Raw genomic sequence first — 16,022 nt, 5'->3', positions numbered from 1 at the left:
CCAGGCCGGCGACCCGGTGCGGGCCGCCCGACTGCTGGTGGGCCTCGCCGAGAGGTCCGACCTCCCGCTCCGCCTGCCGCTCGGCTCGGACGCCGTCGAGCGCGCCCTCGCGGGCGACCGGCGCCGGATCGAGGAGACCGAGGCGTGGGCCGAGACGAGCCGGAGCACCGACTTCGCGCCGGCCGCCGCGGCCACGGGGTTCGACCGATGAGCGCCCCGACCTGGTGCGTCACCGGCGCCGGGAGCGGGCCCGGGCCGGCGCTCGCGGCGCACGTGCTCGCTCCGACGTGACCGCCCCGGCTCGCACCTCCCACGCGCGGCCGCCCGCCCCGGGCGCCGTCGTGCCCACGCGGGCCGAGGACCGCGCGACACCGTTCGAGATCTTCTTCGACCTCGTCTTCGTCTTCGCCCTCACCCGGGACGTCGCGCTGGTCGAGGCGGCGCCGGGCGCGGACTCCCTCGGGCGGGCGGTCGTGCTGCTGCTGATGCTCTGGTGGTCGTGGTGCGCCTTCATCTGGCTCGGCAACCAGGTGCGCCTCGACCGGGGGTTCGTGCGGGTCGGGATGCTCGTGGCGATGACGGCCCTGTTCGTCGTCGGCCTCGTGATCCCCGAGGCGTGGAGCGCCGGCCCGGGCGGTCCGGCTCCCGCCGTCGTCCTCGCGGTCGCGTTCACCGTGGTGCGGGCGTCGTACGTCGTGCTGCTCGCGATCATCGCCTGGCCGCACCGGCGCCTGCGCACGCAGGTCCTCATCGACCTGGTGCCGCAGTCGTCGTCGGTCGGCCTGCTGTGCGGAGGGGCGCTGCTCGGCGGCGGGTGGCAGACGGCGCTGTGGGCGAGCGCGTTCGTCGTCGACTTCGCCGGCGGCCGGTCGGCGTCGCGCTACCGCGGGTGGCGGGTGGGCAGCGCCCGCCACTTCGCCGAGCGGCACGACCTCGTGCTGATCATCGCGCTCGGAGAGACGGTGCTCGCCACCGGGGCCCGGGTCGACTCGTGGACGGCGGAGCCCGCGGTGCTCGCCGTCGCACTCCTCGGATTCCTGATGACCGCGAGCCTGTGGTGGGCGTTCTTCGGGCACCTCTCGGTCGACGCGGCGCGGGCCCTCGCAGGCACGGACCGGTCCCGGCGCTCCCTGATCGCGCGCGACGGGTACACCTTCGGCCACCTCCCGATCGTGGGCGGCGTCGTGCTCGTCGCCCTGGGGATCGCCCTCCTGCTCGACGACGTCGCGCACGCGCCGGACGCTCCCGCCCACGGGTTCGCGGTGGTCGCCCTCGCCGGCGGCGCCGTGAGCTTCCTCGCCGGCCTCGAGACGTTCCGGTGGGTGCTGCTGAGGACGTGGCGGCCGGCCTCGGTGGTCGCGGCCACCGCGGTGGGGGCGGCCGCGGCCGCGTCCCCGTGGCTCCCCGCCTGGGCGTCGGCCGCCGCGATCGTGGCGGTCGTCGCCGTCGCCTCCGCCCTCGTCGGCCGGGGGTCAGCCCGTCGCCACCACCGAGTCCTTGAGCGCCGTGGCCAGCTGCCGTCGTGACGTGACGCCGAGCTTCCCGAACACCTTGCGCAGGTGCCACTCGACGGTCCGCGGGCTGAGGAAGAGCTGCGCGCCGATCTCCGGGTTCGTGCTGCCCGTCGCCGCGAGCCGCGCGATCTGCCGCTCCTGGGCGGTCAGCTCGTCGACCGGGCCGACGACCGACCGGTGCACGACCTCGCCGGTCGCCGAGAGCTCCCGCGCCGCACGCTCGGCGAAGGCGTGGGCGCCGAACCCGACGAGCTGCTCGTGCGCCTGCCGGAGCACCTCACGCGCCTCGACCCGCCGGTTCTGGCGCCGCAGCCACTCGCCGAGGAGCAGCCGGGCCCGGGCTTCGGCGGTGCCGACCCGGGTGCGGCCGAGCACGTCGATCGCGGCGCGGTAGAGCGGCTCGGCGTCGCGGTCGTCGGCGAGCAGCGCGGCCGACCGGGTGGCCAGCCCGACGGCCCAGTCCGTGCCCGTCGCGTCGGCGATCTCCTGCAGGCGGGCGGCCGCGGCCCGGCCCTGCTCGGGCGTGCCGGCCCGCACGGCCGCCTCGACGTTCTCGGGGAGCACCCAGGCGGCGAGGCCCACGTCGAACGGGTGCCCGTCGGCGGAGGCCGTCGCCGCGAGGGCCTCGGCATAGCGTCCGCGGGAGTTGTGCAGCACGCCGCTGTGCAGGTCGTCCGAGAGCCGCCACTGCGCCTCGCCGCGCTCGGAGACCCGGCGCGCCACGGCGGCCGCGGACTCCTGCTTGGCCGCCTCGTCGCCGCGGTAGGCGGCGAACCAGCCCGCCCGGTCCGGCCCCTCGGGGACGTCGCTCGCGGCCATGATCTCGCGGGTGCCCTCGTAGAGCTCCTCGGCGTCGGCGATGCGGCCGCTCATGAGCAGGATCGGGTAGTGCTCCGCCATCGCCATGGCGAGGGTCGAGAACGCCCCGTCCTTTCGACAGGCGTCGACGAACTCGGCGGACGCGTCGGCATAGGCGGCGTCGTCGAGGAGCACCCGGGCGACGAGGCAGGTGAGGGGGAGCCAGCGCATCGCGCCGACCTCCTGGCTGACGTCGGCCCCGTACCCGCGCATCGGGTCGACGACCTCCTGGTCGCCGTCGGCGTCACCGTCGAGCGAGCGCAGCTCCGCGAGCGCCGTACGCAGCGCCGGGGCGGCGGGCCCGTAGCCGTCCAGGGCGAGGACGGCGAGCCCGCGCAGGGCGTCGAGCGCGGCCCGCGACCCGCGGTTGAGCGGCGTCGCGGGATCCGCGGCGAGGATGCCGCGCGCGACCTCGGGGATGCCGACGCGGCCCGCCGAGGACCCGGCGAGGACCGCGGCGATGAAGGCGTTGGCGTAGGTGACCATCGCCGCATCCCCGTCGAACGGCTCCAGTCGTCTCGCCGCGTCGAGGAGCAGCTCGGCGCCTTCGCGGCCGGGGGAGGTGTAGAAGCGGACGTGGCCGCGGGCGAGGTCGACCCGCGCCTGCTGGTGCGCGTTGAGCAGCTCCGGCTCCACGCGGTCGAGCAGCCGCTGCGCGTTCTGCATCGCGCCGGCGCGGAGGGTGTCCTCGGCGGCCATGAGCATCCGCCGGGAACGCATGTGGCGGTCCGGGGTCAGCTCGGCCCCGCGGGCGTGGAAGTTCGCGGCGGCGATGATGCCGCCGCGCAGACGCGCGCGGTCGGCGGAGCGCACCAGCTCGGCGGCGACGTCCTCGTCGAACCCGATCGTGCTCTCGGCGAGGTGCCACGCCCGGCGGTCGGGGTCCTGCTGCGGGTCGGTGGCCTCGGCGATCGCCCGGTGTGCGGCGCGGCGGTCGGCGGCGGGCTCGGCGCCGATCACGGCGGAGCGCACCAGAGGGTGCCGGAACCGGAGCCGCGCCCCGAGCTCCAGGAGGTTCTCCTCGACCGCGGGCGCGAACGCGGACGTGTCCAGGTCGAGCGAGGCCGCCGCGGCGAGCACGAGGGTCGGGTCGCCCACGGGTTCGATCGCGGTGAGGAGCAGCAGCCGCCGGGTGTCGGAGGGCAGCCGCTCGACGCGGCGCCGGAAGCCGTCCTCGACCTTGGCGCCGACGCCCGTCCGTCCCTGCGCGACGGGAGCGGCGGAGAACTCCATCGACCCGCGCCGGAGCTCGACGAGCGCGAGCGGGTTGCCGCGCGCCTCGGCGACGATGCGCTCGCGCACGGCCCCGTCGACCGGGCCGCCGACGACCGTACCGAGCAGCGTGCGCGCGTCGCCGTCGTCGAGCGGCCGGACGACGAGGTCCTCGATCGCGGCGAACCGTTCGTCGACCGGCTCGCGGACGGCGAAGACGATCGCGACGGACTCGGCGACGAGCCGTCGCGCCACGAACGCGAGCACCTGGGCAGAGGCCTGGTCGAGCCACTGGGCGTCGTCGACGAGGCAGACGAGCGGGCGGGTCTCGGCCGCGTGGCTGAAGAGGCTCAGCACCGCGAGCCCGAGCACGAACCGGTCCGGGGCCGGTCCGGAGCGCAGTCCGAGCGCCACGCCGAGCGCCATCGCCTGGGGCTCCGGGAGCGCTCCCAGGCCGTCGAGGACGGGAGCGCAGAGCTGCTGGAGGCCCGCGAGGGCCAGCTCCATCTCGGACTCGACGCCGATCGCCCGCACCACCTGGCAGCCGGTCGCCTGTGCGGCGACGTGGTCGAGGAGCATCGTCTTGCCGAGCCCGGTCTCGGCCCGCAGCACCAGCGCACGGCTCTCGCCGCCGCGCACGCTCGCGACGAGGCGGCCGAGCCGCTCGCGCTCGCGACGACGCCCGATGAGGGTCGGACCATGCGCACCAGGCGTCATGGTCGCAGAGCCTATCCGCAGCCCCCGCGCCTCGGCAGCGCTCGGGTCAGCCGTGCTCACGGGCCGTCCGGGTGAACTCGGCCGTCGCGACCCGCCATCGTCCGCCGTCGAACCGGTAGGCCAGGGCGAGCGACCCGGCGCCGTGCCGGGCGCGCGTCCCGTCCTCCGGGTAGAGGGTGTCCTCGACGGCCCAGGTCCCGTCGGCGCGGTCGTCGGCGAGGACGTCGAGCTCCTCGTCCGAGGACTGGACGACGAGCCGCCCCGGGCCGATGGCCCGGTCGATCGCGGCCCCGATCCCCGTGGTGGCGGCGAAGCAGCCGAGCTCGCCGTCGGCGCCGTAGGCGCGGAAGCGGCCGTCGGGGGTGAACAACGACTCCAGCTCGGCCCAGTCGCGCACGGAGGCGGCGCGGCAGAGCCGTGACTGCACGCGGCGGAGCTCCTCGAGGACGAGCAGCCGGTCGAGGGGCGCCAACGGGTCGGTCATGCGCGTCCCCGTCGTGCGGTCGTGGTGCGGTGGGTCATCGGAGTCCTTTCGACGTGCGGCACCGTCGAATCTGGCGCCTGGTCCGAGCCTCCCGCCCCGCGTGCCCGGGACCACCAGGGCAACACCCTGGTCGACACCCTGGGATCGCCGGCGGCGCTCGACGTCGTTCGGCGCAGCCCACCGCCGCGCGATGGCGGCCGTGGCCCGGTGGTCCGCCCGTCGGACGCCAGTGGCTCACCGGTCGGATGCCCGTGGCTCGCCCGGTGGTCGCCCAGGGGGAGGCACCGGTGCCTTGCCGTGGGTCCGCACGCGACCGTGGCCTGCATGAACACACCGCCTGATGTCCCTCGTCCGCCCGCGTCCCGACCGGCCGCGCACGCCGCGGTCGCCGGACGCCGCGACGTCCGCCCGATCGCCGTCCGCGTCCTCGCCGTCCTCGGCACGCTCGCCGTGCTGCTCGCCTGCTGGGGCTCGCTCCTGCCGCCCGCGCACGCGGCCGCCCGCCCCGCGCCTCCCGTCTCGTCCGTGGTGCACGTCGACGCCGGCACCCTCCAGGGCGTAGCCACCCCCGCGGGGCTGGAGTTCCGCGGCGTCCCGTACGCGGCGCCGCCGACCGGCGAGCTCCGGTGGGAGCCGCCGCAGCCGGTGGCGCCCTGGGCAGGAGTCCGCGAGGCGACCGACTACTCGCCGGTCTGCCCGCAGGCGCCGCCGAGCCCGAACGGGCAGAGCGAGGACTGCCTCTCCCTCAACGTCACCGTCCCCGGCGGTACCGCTGCTGACGCGAAGCTCCCGGTCATCGTCTGGATCCATGGTGGCGGCTTCGAGATCGGGGAGGGCGCCGACTACGAGGCGGCCGACCTCGCCGCCCATGGCGCCGTCGTCGTGACGATCAACTACCGCCTCGGGCTGCTCGGGTTCCTCTCCCACCCCGCGCTGGCCGACCGGGACGGAGCGAGCGGCAACTACGGCCTCATGGACCAGCAGGCCGCGCTGCGCTGGGTGCACCGCAACATCTCCGGCTTCGGCGGGGACGCCGGGAACGTGACGATCGCCGGTCAGTCGGCCGGCGGCCTGTCGGTCGCGATGCACCTGGCGTCGCCCGGCGCGAAGGGCCTGTTCCAGCGCGCGGTGATCCAGAGCGGGGCGTTCGCCCCGGTGCAGAAGCCGCTCGCGCGGGCGGAGCGCGAGGGCGTCGCGTCGGCGGCGGCCGTCGGCTGCGACGACGGGACCGCCGCACGGGTGGCCGAGTGCCTGCGGCATGCGTCCGTCGAGACCCTGGTGGCGCACCAGCCGCTGTCGATCACGCCCGGGGTCGTCGACGGAAGGGTCCTGCCCCGGTCGGTCGGCGACGCGATCGCGACCGGACGGTTCCACCGGGTGCCGATCCTCAACGGCGTCAACACGCAGGAGAACCGGATCTTCACCACGCTCGGGCTGAGCGTGACGAAGGGCGCCACCGCCGTGCTGCCCGGCCCGGTCGACGCGTCGAGCTACGAGTCCACCATCGCCACGAACTTCGGCGTGGACGCGCGGACGGCGTCGTTCATCGCGAAGGCCTACCCCCTGTCGCGGTACGCCTCGCCGGCACAGGCCTTCAGCGTGCTGAACTCCGACGCCAACTTCTCGTGCCCGGCGTTCGCGCTCGACGGCGCGGCGTCGGCCTGGGTGAAGACCTATGCATACGAGTTCAACGACGCCGAGGCGCCCCGGCTGTTCGCACCCGACACGCTCGGCGCGCCGTACGCGGCCACGCACCAGTCCGAGCTGGCGTACCTCTTCGACCAGCCGAACGCGCCGTTGCCCGGCGAGCTCTCGGCGTCCCAGCAGCAGCTCGCCGACACGATGCAGGCGGCGTGGGTGCAGTTCGCCCGCACGGGGTCGCCGGCCACCGCCGCCACGCCCTGGCCGAGGTTCGACCTGGCCAGGCAGCAGATCCTCTCCCTCGACGACCCGGCACCGTCCGTCGAGCGCGGGTTCGCGACCGACCACCGGTGCGGCGTCTGGGCGGCGGTCGCGCTGTTCGGCTCCCGCTGACCGGCGGCCCGCCACGGCACGCAGGACACCCGCACGCCCACCCGAGAAAGGTCGCGCCATGCTCGACAGAAGAACGTTCCTCCGCACCACCGGAGTGCTCGCCGCGGCAGGGACCGTCGGCACCCAGGCGGGCACCGCCGTCGCCGGCACGCACCCCGCCCCGTCCGGGCCGCCCCCCGTGCTGCCCGTGCGCCCGGCGTTCCCCGAGATCAAGCAGATCCGGGCCGGCGAGCTCGACGTCGGGTACGCCGAGCTCGGCCCCGCCGGCGGCACGCCGGTGGTCCTGCTGCACGGCTGGCCGTACGACATCCACAGCTACGTGAAGGTGGCGCCGCTGCTCGCCGACCAGGGATATCGCGTCATCGTGCCGTACTTCCGCGGCCACGGGACGACGACGTTCCTCTCGTCCCGCACGTTCCGCAACGCGCAGCAGTCGGTCATCGCGCTGGACGTCGTCGCGCTGATGGACGCGCTGCACATCCGCAGCGCGGTGATCGCCGGCTACGACTGGGGCTCGCGCACCGGCGACATCATCGCCGCGCTCTGGCCGGAGCGGGTCACGGCCCTGGTGTCGGTGACGGGCTACCTCATCACCAACCGGGAGGCCAACGAGGACCCGATCCCTCCGAGCCTCGAGTGGGCGTGGTGGTACCAGTACTACTTCGCCACCGAGCGCGGCCTGCGCGGCCTGAGCACCCCGGAGTACCGCGACGAGCTGGCCCGGCTGGTGTGGACGTTCAACTCGCCCACCTGGTCGTTCGACGCGGCGACCTTCGAGCGGACGGCGGCGGCGTTCACCAACCCGGACTACGCCGCGATCGTGGTCCACAACTATCGCTGGCGGCTCGGGCTCGCCGCCGGCGACCCGAGGTACGACCGCCTCGAGAAGCGGCTGGCGGCCGGGCCGACGATCGGCGTCCCGACGATCACGATCGACGGCGCCGACGACCCGTTCACCCCGGACGGCGACGGAGCGCGCTATCGCGCCAAGTTCGTCGGGCCGTACGACCACCGGACGTTCGCCGTCGGCCACGACGTGCCGCAGGAGGCGCCGCGCGAGTTCGCGCAGGCGGTCGTGGACGCCACCCGGCTGTAGGACGCCCGCACGCCCCGGGCCGGACGGATCTCGTGCGGCCCGGGGCGCACGCCGGCGACCGCGTCGACACCGCACCACGGCGCGGACCCGCAGGCCTCCGCGGCACCGTCGTCGTCGCCGTCCGCTCCGTCACGAGAAGGGCCCGACCATGTCCACTCCCGATCCCCGCGCGATCGCCAGGCTGCGTTCGCGCCTCCCGTCGCGGGTCGAGCCCGCCGGGCCGGTGCTCGTCACGCTCGACGACACCCCGGCCAGTCACCTGCCGGTCCGGTGGGCGGCGGCCGAGGCCGCCGTGCGGGGCACGACGCTGCGGGTGGTGCGGTCCGTGGTGACGCCGCCGCCCGTCGTCGTCCCCGCGACCCCCTGGGGGACGTGGTACCCGTGGACGTCGGCCGACGGTCGCAGCCCCGCCCGCGCGGCGTGGGACGCCGCGCGGGCGGACCTGGAGGACGTCGTGCGGCAGGCGCACGAGGTCGACCCGCGGCTCGGCGTCGACGCCGGGCTCGCGCAGGCCGGGGCGGCGTCCGCCCGCCGGGACGACGCCCTGCTGGTCGTGGGGCGGCGGCGTGGCTTCCGCGCGCTGGGCGGGCCGGTCCCCGGGACGGCTTGTCGGGCGGCACGGCGCGCGCGCCTGCCGGTGGCGGTCGTCGGCCTGGCGGACTCCCCGCAAGCGGGGCCGTCAGCGCACCGGGTCGTCGCGGCGCCGAGGGCGGGGGAGGACCCGACCGGCGTCCTCGACGTGGCGTTCCGCGCCGCGGCGCGGCGGGCCACCGGTGTCACCGTGGTGCACGTCCCGGGTGCCACCCTCCCCGCGGCCGTCGCGGCGGAGGTCCTGGCCGAGGTCCTGGACCCCTACGCGCAGGTCTTTCCCGAGGTCGACGTGCGGACCCGGGCGGTCTCCGCGCTCGCCCGGGCGGTCGTCCAGGAGTCGGAGGGTGCCGCGCTCACCGTCGTGGGCGTGCCGTCGTCCCCGCGCGACGTGACGGGACGGTCGCTCGTGCGCCGCATCGTGTCCGGCACCCGCGGCACCGTCGTCCTCGTCCCGTCCGAGACGTCCGCGCACGAGAGACGTGGCTGACGGGGGGACCCGATCGGCTGGCGCCGACGTCGTCACGATGGCGACAAGTCGCCATGACGACTTGTCGCCCGGCGTCGGCGCGGACAGGGGGCGCCGGCCGGTGTGAGGGTGATCGGGACAACCATCCACCGGCAGGAAGTGCACGATGACCTCACCATCTCGGGCCTCGCGGAGGCTCCTGGCCTCCGCCGCATCTTTCACCGTTGCCCTCGGGATCCTCGGCGGCACGGGCGCCGCCGCAGCGCCGCCCGACGACTCCCGCGACGCACTCCTCGGCAGCACCGACGCTCCCGGGTCCGCGACCGTCACCCTCATCACCGGCGACCGTGCGGTCGTCACCTTCGGCGCGAAGGGCGCGCCCTCGGCCGTGCTGCAGACCGACGAGCCGTACCTGACGTGGACGGACGGGGAGGCGCTGTACGTGGTCCCGCGCGCCGTCCAGCCGCTGGTCGACGACGGCACGCTGGACCGCGCGCTGTTCGACGTCGCCGGGCTGGTCGCGGCGGGGTACGACGACGCGGCGCGCGACGACATCCCGCTGATCGTCGAGGGCGCGGTGCCGCGCACGCGCGGGGTGGCCGACGGCCGGGAGCTCACCTCGATCGGCGCGACGGCCACGACGGTCGCCAAGGAGTCCGGCGACGACCTGGTGGCCCAGCTGCTCCGCGCCCGCGACGGCGGCGACCGCCGCATCTGGCTCGACGCGCCGGTCGAGGGCTTCGGCCTGAACCCGGGCACGGGCGTCGAGCAGACCGGCGCGCCAGACGCGTGGACCGCGGGGTTCACGGGCAAGGGCAGCACCGTCGCCGTCCTGGACACCGGCGCGGACCTGTCACACCCCGACCTCGCGGACCGGGTCGTGCTGACGCGCGACTTCACCGGCGAGGGCACGGACGCGACGGACGTGGCCGACCGGGAGGGCCACGGGACGCACGTGGCGTCCACGGTCGCGGGCACCGGCGCGGCCGACGGCGGCGCGAGCCGGGGCATGGCGCCCGACGCCGACCTGCTCGTCGGCAAGGTGCTCGGCCGGACGGGCGGCCAGTCGTCCTGGATCATCGCCGGCATGGAGTGGGCGGTCCAGCAGGACGCCGACGTGGTGAACATGAGCCTCGGCTCCTCCCAGCCCACCGACTGCACCGACCCCATCGCGCAGTCGCTGGAGAGCCTCAGCGACGAGGCCGTGTTCGTCGTGGCGGCCGGCAACGACGGCGCCCGCGAGTCGGTGTCGTCGCCCGGGTGCTCCGAGGGCGCGCTGACCGTCGGGGCCGTGGACGCGAGCTCGGAGCTGGCGTACTTCTCCAGCCGCGGCCCGACCTCCGTCGGCCACGCGATCAAGCCCGACCTCACCGCGCCGGGCGTCGACATCCGCGGCGCCGCCTACGACAGCTGGGGCGACATCTCCTACACGACGATGTCGGGCACCTCGATGGCCACGCCGCACGTCGCGGGCGCCGCCGCCCTGCTCCGGCAGGCGCACCCCGCGTGGAGCCCCGACCGCATCCGGTCGGCGCTCACGTCCGGCGTGAAGCCCGACGCCGACGGGACCGCGTACGAGTCGGGCGCCGGCGAGCTCGACGTCGCCGGCTCGATCGACGCTCCCGTGCTCGCCACGACAGGCCAGGAGCTGGCCGGCTTCGCCTGGCCGCACCACGGGCGCGAGCGCGCGACGGGGCACGTCAGCTACACCAACGTGACGCGCAAGCCGATCACGCTCAGCTTCAGCGTCGCCGAGCGGTACGGGGCCGACGGCCGGAAGGTGCCGGCGGACCTGTTCCGGCTGGGCGTCCGGCGCGCCACGATCGCGCCGAAGCAGACCCTGCGGGTCCCGGTGACGGTGAGCGACCAGGACCGCGGCCTCGACCCGGCGTCGTACGGCGGGATCAGCGCCCGCATCACCGCGACGTCCCGGGGCGAGGTCGTCGCCACGAGCACGGTGGGCTACTGGCTCGAGCCGGAGAGCGCCGACCTGACCGTCAACGTCCTGGACCGGGACGGGAAGCCGGCGACCTGGGGGTCGGTGACGCTCTTCCAGCTCGACCGCTCCACGGCGGCGGCCCCGGCGGTCGACGGCCAGCCCATCACCGAGCGGCTGCTGACCGGGCGCGTGTCCGTCAACGCCCTGGTCAGGACCGACTCGACGAGCGAGTGGAGCTACCTGAGCATCCCCGAGCTCGTCCTCGACGGGGACCGCACGGTGACCCTGGACGCCCGCGACGCCGAGCCGGTCACGGTGCGCACGGACGCGCCCTCCGTCGCCGGCAGCGCCTCGATGTCCTACGCGCGGACGACGGCCGACTCCTGGTACGTCGGCGCGACGGCGTACGCGAGGACGAATGGCGACGACCCGGTGCGGATGTCCGCACTGCCGACGTCGGGCCGCGTCACGAGCGGCGAGGCCGGCTTCGGCACCTACTGGCGCCTGTTCGAGCCGGGCGTGCCGCGCGCCGAGAGCGACTACGTCTACAACGTGGCCTTCGACGAGCAGGGCGGCGTCGCCGAGGACCAGCGGCACCGCGTCCGGGACAGCAGGCTCGCCGCGGTCGAGGAGACGTGGTGGGCGCAGCGCGTCGGTCACACCTTCCTCGACTCCGTCCACACGACGGACCCGCTGACCGGCGAGCTCCGCTACGCCGGGAGCGGCGGCGACGACGTCGCGGCCCCCGGGACCCGCGTCGCCTGGTACCAGGCGGGGCGGCCCTGGCGGCAGTCGGCCTCCAGCCGCGTCTTCTTCACCGAGGCGATCTACGGGGCCGAGCGGACCTACTCGCCGGGCGAGCGCACCGCCACCGACTGGTACCGCGGCCTGTCCGCGACCGCGATGGCGCGCACCGTCGACGGCGGGGTGGCCCGCGTGGCCGAGCGCCAGGCGAACCTCGTCGGCATGGCGTTCCCGCACTGGAAGGACTCCGAGGGGCGGGTCGGCGACGGCGGCTTCGGCGACGTCGGCAACGCCGAGCTCTTCGTCGACGGGACCTCCCTGGGCCGCCGGGCGTTCCCGTCGGGCCAGTGGGAGGTGCCCGCCGAGGAGGGCCGCTACGAGGCGGTCATCAACCAGTTCTCCTTCCAGCCGCCGGCCTTCTGGGAGCTGGGCCGCCAGTCGTGGACCAAGTTCGGCTTCCGGTCGGCGCGACCGGACGCTGCCGGCGAGGAGGTGGACGCGCTGCCGATCATGCTGCCCGTGTACGACGCCGAGGTGGACGGCCTCCAGCTGGCGCCCGCGACGGCCGGCTACCCGGTCGGTATCGACTTCCTCGGGCAGGAGGGCCACGACCTCGCCGACGTCACCGACGTCCGCGTGCAGGTGAGCTACGACGAGGCCATGACCAGCGCGGGTGCCTACCCGGGCGACCGCTACACCTGGACCGACGTCCCCGTCGAGGAGCGGGGTGGCCGGTGGGTCGCGACCGTCGACAACACCCCGGCGGCCGGCGGCCAGGTGTCGCTCCACGTGACCGCGACGGCGGAGGACCGGACGTCGGTGGAGCAGTACGCCATGCACGTGTACCTCGTCGAGTGAGACTGCCCCTCGCGGCCGCGGCTACGACATACTCGTGGACCGTGGAGCTCGAGGCGCTCGGCATCGGCCGCGACCAGGAGGCGGTCTACCGCACCCTGGTCGCGGCCGGCCCGGCGTCCGAGGCGGACCTGCGCACCCACGACGTCGTGGCCGGGACGCGGCTCGAGGCGGTGCTGGCCGACCTCCTCGACGCCGGGCTGCTCGTCCGCGAGGGCGCGCGGTTCCGCGCGTCGCCGCCGGAGCTCGCGCTCCGCTCCCTGGTGGTGCGCCGCCGCAGCGAGCTCGGCCGCGCCGAGAACGCCCTCGCCGAGCTCACGGAGCTGTTCCGGGTGTCCTCGGCCGGGTCGATGCGGGACATGGTCGAGGTGCTGACGGGGGCCGACGCCGTCCGCCAGCGGTTCGTCCAGCTCCAGCACGCCGCCACCACCTCGGTCCGCGCCTTCGTGCGCGCCGACCCGCTCGTGCTCACCGCGGAGGAGAACCCGGCCGAGGACGAGGCCGTGCGGCGGGGTGTCGCCTACCAGGTCATCCTCGAGCGCGGCGCGCTCGAGGGGCCGGGCGCCCTGGCCCTGATCGAGGAGAGCGTCGCCGCGGGCGAGGAGGTGCGGCGCGTCGACTCCCTTCCCCTGCGGATGCTGATCGTGGACGACGACCTCGCCCTCGTGCCGCTCGCGGCGAGCGGCGAGACCGGGGCCGTCGCCGTCCGGCGCAGCGGGCTGCTCGACGCCCTCGTCGCGCTGTTCGACCAGTACTGGGCGCGGGCCGTCCCGGTCGTGGGGGAGCGGGTGGCCGGCGAGGCCGAGCTCGACGGCAGGATCGTGTCGCTGCTGCTCCAGGGGTACGGCGACCGCTCGGTCGCGGCCCAGCTCGACGTCTCGCCGCGCACCGTCCAGCGGCGGATCCGTGCGCTGATGGACGAGGCCGGGGTGAACACGCGCATGCAGCTCGGCCACGCCATCGGCCGCCGGAGGGGCGAGGACTAGCCGCTCCTGCGGGCCGGCGCCCGGTGCGTCGTCCCCCCGCGCGATGTCGAGGACGGGCACCCGGCTCCGTCCCCGGGGCGAGGGCGGCGACCGGCGCCGCCCGATGGGAGGATCGCCCGATGGACCAGCACGACATCGACGCCGAGCTCGCCGCGGCGGCAGACCTGCTCGGCTCGCCGTCGGCGGCGCACCTCGCGTACGTCGCGCAGGACGGGACGCCGCGCGTCGTCCCGGTCGGCTTCTTCTGGACGGGCCAGGAGCTCGTCGTCTCGACGGCGGAGACGGCGCCGAAGGTCGCGGCGCTCGTGGCGCGGCCGGACGTCGCGCTGACGCTGGACGCCGACGTGCCGGGCGCGGGCGCCCGGTCGCTGTCCGTGCGCGGGCGCGCGGAGATCCGCGTCGTCGACGGCGTGGTCGAGGAGTACCTGGCCGCCGCGCGCAAGGGGATGGCGGGCGAGGAGTACGAGCAGTTCGCGGCCGCCTGTCGCGGGCTGTACGAACGGATGGCGCGCATCGCGGTCCGGCCGCGCTGGGCGCGCTACTACGACTTCGGCGCGGGCCGGGTGCCGCGGTTCCTGCAGGAGCTCGCCGAGCGCAGCGCCACGTAGGTCCGGGCCGCCGGCACGCGGGACGGCGCGCCGGGACCGTGCCCGACCTAGGCCCGAGGCGGTGCGACGGACGCGCGCTCGACCGGCGGGCAGGTGACGGTGACGCGTCCGCGGGGCTCGTCGTCGAGGAGCGCGTCGAGCGCGAGCGCCCCGATCTCGAAGTGGGGGAGCGCGACGGTGGTGAGGGGCGGGTGGAGCTCTGCCGCCAGCGCCTCCTGGTCGTCGTAGCCGACCAGGCTGACGTCGTCGGGCACGGCCAGGCCGCGCTCCCGGAGGAGGAGCAGGGCGCCGAGGGCCATGCGGTCGTTCCCGCACACCACCGCGGTGTAGCGGTGCCGGTCGAAGGCCTCGGCCGCGAGGTCGTAGCCGCGCCGGGTCGAGTAGTCGCCGTGGACCCGGTCGATCGACGCGGCGCCGATCCCCAGCTCTGCCGCGGCGTCGTCGAGCCCTCGCTCCCGCTCGATGGTGGCCCACTCCTCGGGGGTGCCGCCGAGGAAGAGGACGTCGCGGTGCCCGGCGTCGAGGACGGCGCGGGCGGCGCGGTAGCCCCCCGCCCGCTCGTCGGGGAGGACCTCGGCCCGCACGTCGCCCGCGGTCTCGGCGTCCACCGGCCAGCAGCTGGAGAAGGCGGTGCGCACGCTGCGGTCGATGGCGGGGGTGCGCACGCCCAGCGCGGCGGGCGACGCGAAGAGGAGCCCGGCGACGCCGCGGTCGAGGAGGCTCGCCACGGCGTCGGCGCCGTGGTCGGGCTCGTCGGCGACGTCGACGACCATGCACACGTGCCCGCGGGCGCGGGCGGCGTTCTGGATCCCGAGGAGGGTGCGCCCGGCGAACGGGTGCGACGCGATGCCGTACGAGACGACGCCGACGGTCGTGGACCGGGCGAGCTTGAGCTCCTGCGCCGCACGGTTGAGGCGATAGCCGAGCTCCCCGGCGGCGTCGAGGATGCGCTGCCGGGTGGCGGCGGCGACGGGGATGTCCGTCCGGTCGTTGAGGACGAACGACACGGTGGCCTGGGAGACGCCCGCGAGCCGGGCGACGTCGACCATGCGCGGCCGTCCGGTGCGTGTCGCCGCGCCGCTGTCCCGATCTGCCGCCTGATCTCGCATGTCAGCAGTGTACGGGCGACTCAATACGAATTGCCTTATACGTATTGACCCCTCGGAGCGCCCTGTGCTTCACTCGTCCGCGGCGCCGGTCAAAACGTATTGACCGCGACTCACGAAGGAGTGGTTCCGAGCGATGACCTCGATGACGGGTGAGGCGGGACACGTCGTCCTGCCGGACGACGCGGGCGCACGGCTGCGCGCGCTGCGCCGGGCGGACCGCACGCCGCTGCTCGGGCTCGCCGGCCCGCCCGGCGCGGGCAAGTCGACCGTCGCCGACGCCCTGGCGCGGCAGGCGGAGGCCGACGGGATGCGCGCGGTCGTCGTGCCCATGGACGGCTTCCACCTCGCGAACCCGGTGCTCGACGCGCTCGGCCGCCGCGGCCGCAAGGGCGCGCCCGACACGTTCGACGTCGCCGGGTACGTGGCGCTGCTGCGCCGGCTGCGGGCCCCGGGCCGTCCCGTCGTGTACGCGCCAGCGTTCGACCGCGGGCTCGACGCCGGCCTGGCCGGCGCGGTCACGGTGGCGCCGGACGTCGACCTCGTGATCACCGAGGGGAACTACCTGCTGCACGACGACGGCGGGTGGCGGGACGTCGCGCCCGAGCTCGACGCGGTGTGGTGGGTCGGCTGCGACGACACCGAGCGGCGCCGCCGCCTCGTCGACCGGCACCAGCACCTGGGCCGCAGCCCGCGGGACGCCGCCGCGTTCGTCGCGGAGAGCGACGAGGCGAACGCCCGGCTCGTGGGCCCGGGCGCCGCCCGCGCGTCGTACGTCGTGACCACCGGCCGCGCCGCCGGCCCGGCGTGAC

Annotated in this window: 11 protein-coding genes and 1 pseudogene; 9 read left to right on the top strand and 3 right to left on the bottom strand. The window is 75.7% G+C overall.

Features of this window, described 5'->3' with window-relative positions:
• Positions 1–211: pseudogene (locus tag ACFU5J_RS14915) on the top strand (short-chain dehydrogenase/reductase); the annotation flags it as partial.
• Positions 212–287: 76 nt separating this feature from the next.
• Entirely contained in the window at positions 288–1,526 is a 1,239-nt protein-coding gene (locus ACFU5J_RS14910) for a low temperature requirement protein A (protein WP_430579238.1), read from the top strand.
• On the opposite strand, the gene ACFU5J_RS14905 is transcribed toward ACFU5J_RS14910, so the two are convergent.
• On the bottom strand, positions 1,473–4,301 hold the full coding sequence (locus tag ACFU5J_RS14905) for a LuxR C-terminal-related transcriptional regulator (protein WP_430579237.1): 2,829 nt from the start codon (positions 4,299–4,301) through the stop codon (positions 1,473–1,475). The genes ACFU5J_RS14910 and ACFU5J_RS14905 overlap by 54 nt on opposite strands.
• Before the next feature lie 46 nt (positions 4,302–4,347).
• Positions 4,348–4,785: a nuclear transport factor 2 family protein gene (locus ACFU5J_RS14900; RefSeq protein ID WP_430555963.1), complete on the bottom strand. Its 438-nt coding sequence runs from the start codon at positions 4,783–4,785 to the stop codon at positions 4,348–4,350.
• A gap of 324 nt (positions 4,786–5,109) precedes the next feature.
• Here ACFU5J_RS14900 and ACFU5J_RS14895 point away from each other — a divergent pair, with 324 nt between their 5' ends.
• The 6 genes from ACFU5J_RS14895 to ACFU5J_RS14870 all read left to right on the top strand — a co-directional run bounded on the left by ACFU5J_RS14895 (position 5,110) and on the right by ACFU5J_RS14870 (position 14,104).
• On the top strand, positions 5,110–6,819 hold the full coding sequence (locus ACFU5J_RS14895; RefSeq protein ID WP_430579236.1) for a carboxylesterase/lipase family protein: 1,710 nt from the start codon (positions 5,110–5,112) through the stop codon (positions 6,817–6,819).
• A gap of 58 nt (positions 6,820–6,877) precedes the next feature.
• Positions 6,878–7,915, top strand: a complete 1,038-nt coding sequence (locus ACFU5J_RS14890; protein WP_430579235.1) for an alpha/beta fold hydrolase — start codon at positions 6,878–6,880, stop codon at positions 7,913–7,915.
• Positions 7,916–8,063: 148 nt separating this feature from the next.
• Positions 8,064–8,993: a universal stress protein gene (locus ACFU5J_RS14885; RefSeq protein ID WP_430579234.1), complete on the top strand. Its 930-nt coding sequence runs from the start codon at positions 8,064–8,066 to the stop codon at positions 8,991–8,993.
• A gap of 145 nt (positions 8,994–9,138) precedes the next feature.
• The gene (locus ACFU5J_RS14880; protein ID WP_430579233.1) at positions 9,139–12,513 is read left to right on the top strand and encodes a S8 family serine peptidase; all 3,375 of its coding nucleotides are present in this window, start codon (positions 9,139–9,141) and stop codon (positions 12,511–12,513) included.
• Positions 12,514–12,554: 41 nt separating this feature from the next.
• Complete coding sequence (locus tag ACFU5J_RS14875) at positions 12,555–13,496, top strand: transcriptional regulator TrmB (RefSeq protein WP_430579232.1); 942 nt, start codon at positions 12,555–12,557, stop codon at positions 13,494–13,496.
• 119 nt (positions 13,497–13,615) lie between these two features.
• The gene (locus ACFU5J_RS14870; protein WP_430579231.1) at positions 13,616–14,104 is read left to right on the top strand and encodes a pyridoxamine 5'-phosphate oxidase family protein; all 489 of its coding nucleotides are present in this window, start codon (positions 13,616–13,618) and stop codon (positions 14,102–14,104) included.
• Positions 14,105–14,151: 47 nt separating this feature from the next.
• On the opposite strand, the gene ACFU5J_RS14865 is transcribed toward ACFU5J_RS14870, so the two are convergent.
• The gene (locus ACFU5J_RS14865) at positions 14,152–15,213 is read right to left on the bottom strand and encodes a LacI family DNA-binding transcriptional regulator (RefSeq protein WP_430579230.1); all 1,062 of its coding nucleotides are present in this window, start codon (positions 15,211–15,213) and stop codon (positions 14,152–14,154) included.
• Between the two features lie 133 nt (positions 15,214–15,346).
• On the opposite strand from ACFU5J_RS14865, the gene ACFU5J_RS14860 reads away from it, so the two are divergent.
• The gene (locus tag ACFU5J_RS14860) at positions 15,347–16,021 is read left to right on the top strand and encodes a nucleoside/nucleotide kinase family protein (RefSeq protein WP_430579229.1); all 675 of its coding nucleotides are present in this window, start codon (positions 15,347–15,349) and stop codon (positions 16,019–16,021) included.
• The last annotated feature ends 1 nt before the right edge of the window (position 16,022 follow it).

Source organism: Isoptericola sp. NPDC057559 (assembly GCF_042801555.1).
In the GTDB taxonomy this organism is placed as follows: Bacteria; Actinomycetota; Actinomycetes; order Actinomycetales; family Cellulomonadaceae; genus Isoptericola.
Note: the sequence above shows the minus strand (reverse complement) of the source record. Positions and strands in the feature narration are given on the sequence as shown.

Excerpts from the sequence above, each read along its gene's own strand:
- ACFU5J_RS14870 (WP_430579231.1), top strand. The coding sequence starts at position 13,616 with ATGGACCAGCACGACATCGACGCCGAGCTCGCCGCGGCGGCAGACCTG.
- ACFU5J_RS14890 (WP_430579235.1), top strand. The coding sequence starts at position 6,878 with ATGCTCGACAGAAGAACGTTCCTCCGCACCACCGGAGTGCTCGCCGCG.
- ACFU5J_RS14865 (WP_430579230.1), bottom strand. The coding sequence starts at position 15,213 with ATGCGAGATCAGGCGGCAGATCGGGACAGCGGCGCGGCGACACGCACC.
- ACFU5J_RS14895 (WP_430579236.1), top strand. The coding sequence starts at position 5,110 with ATGAACACACCGCCTGATGTCCCTCGTCCGCCCGCGTCCCGACCGGCC.
- ACFU5J_RS14885 (WP_430579234.1), top strand. The coding sequence starts at position 8,064 with ATGTCCACTCCCGATCCCCGCGCGATCGCCAGGCTGCGTTCGCGCCTC.
- ACFU5J_RS14900 (WP_430555963.1), bottom strand. The coding sequence starts at position 4,785 with ATGACCGACCCGTTGGCGCCCCTCGACCGGCTGCTCGTCCTCGAGGAG.
- ACFU5J_RS14905 (WP_430579237.1), bottom strand. The coding sequence starts at position 4,301 with ATGACGCCTGGTGCGCATGGTCCGACCCTCATCGGGCGTCGTCGCGAG.
- ACFU5J_RS14880 (WP_430579233.1), top strand. The coding sequence starts at position 9,139 with ATGACCTCACCATCTCGGGCCTCGCGGAGGCTCCTGGCCTCCGCCGCA.
- ACFU5J_RS14860 (WP_430579229.1), top strand. The coding sequence starts at position 15,347 with ATGACCTCGATGACGGGTGAGGCGGGACACGTCGTCCTGCCGGACGAC.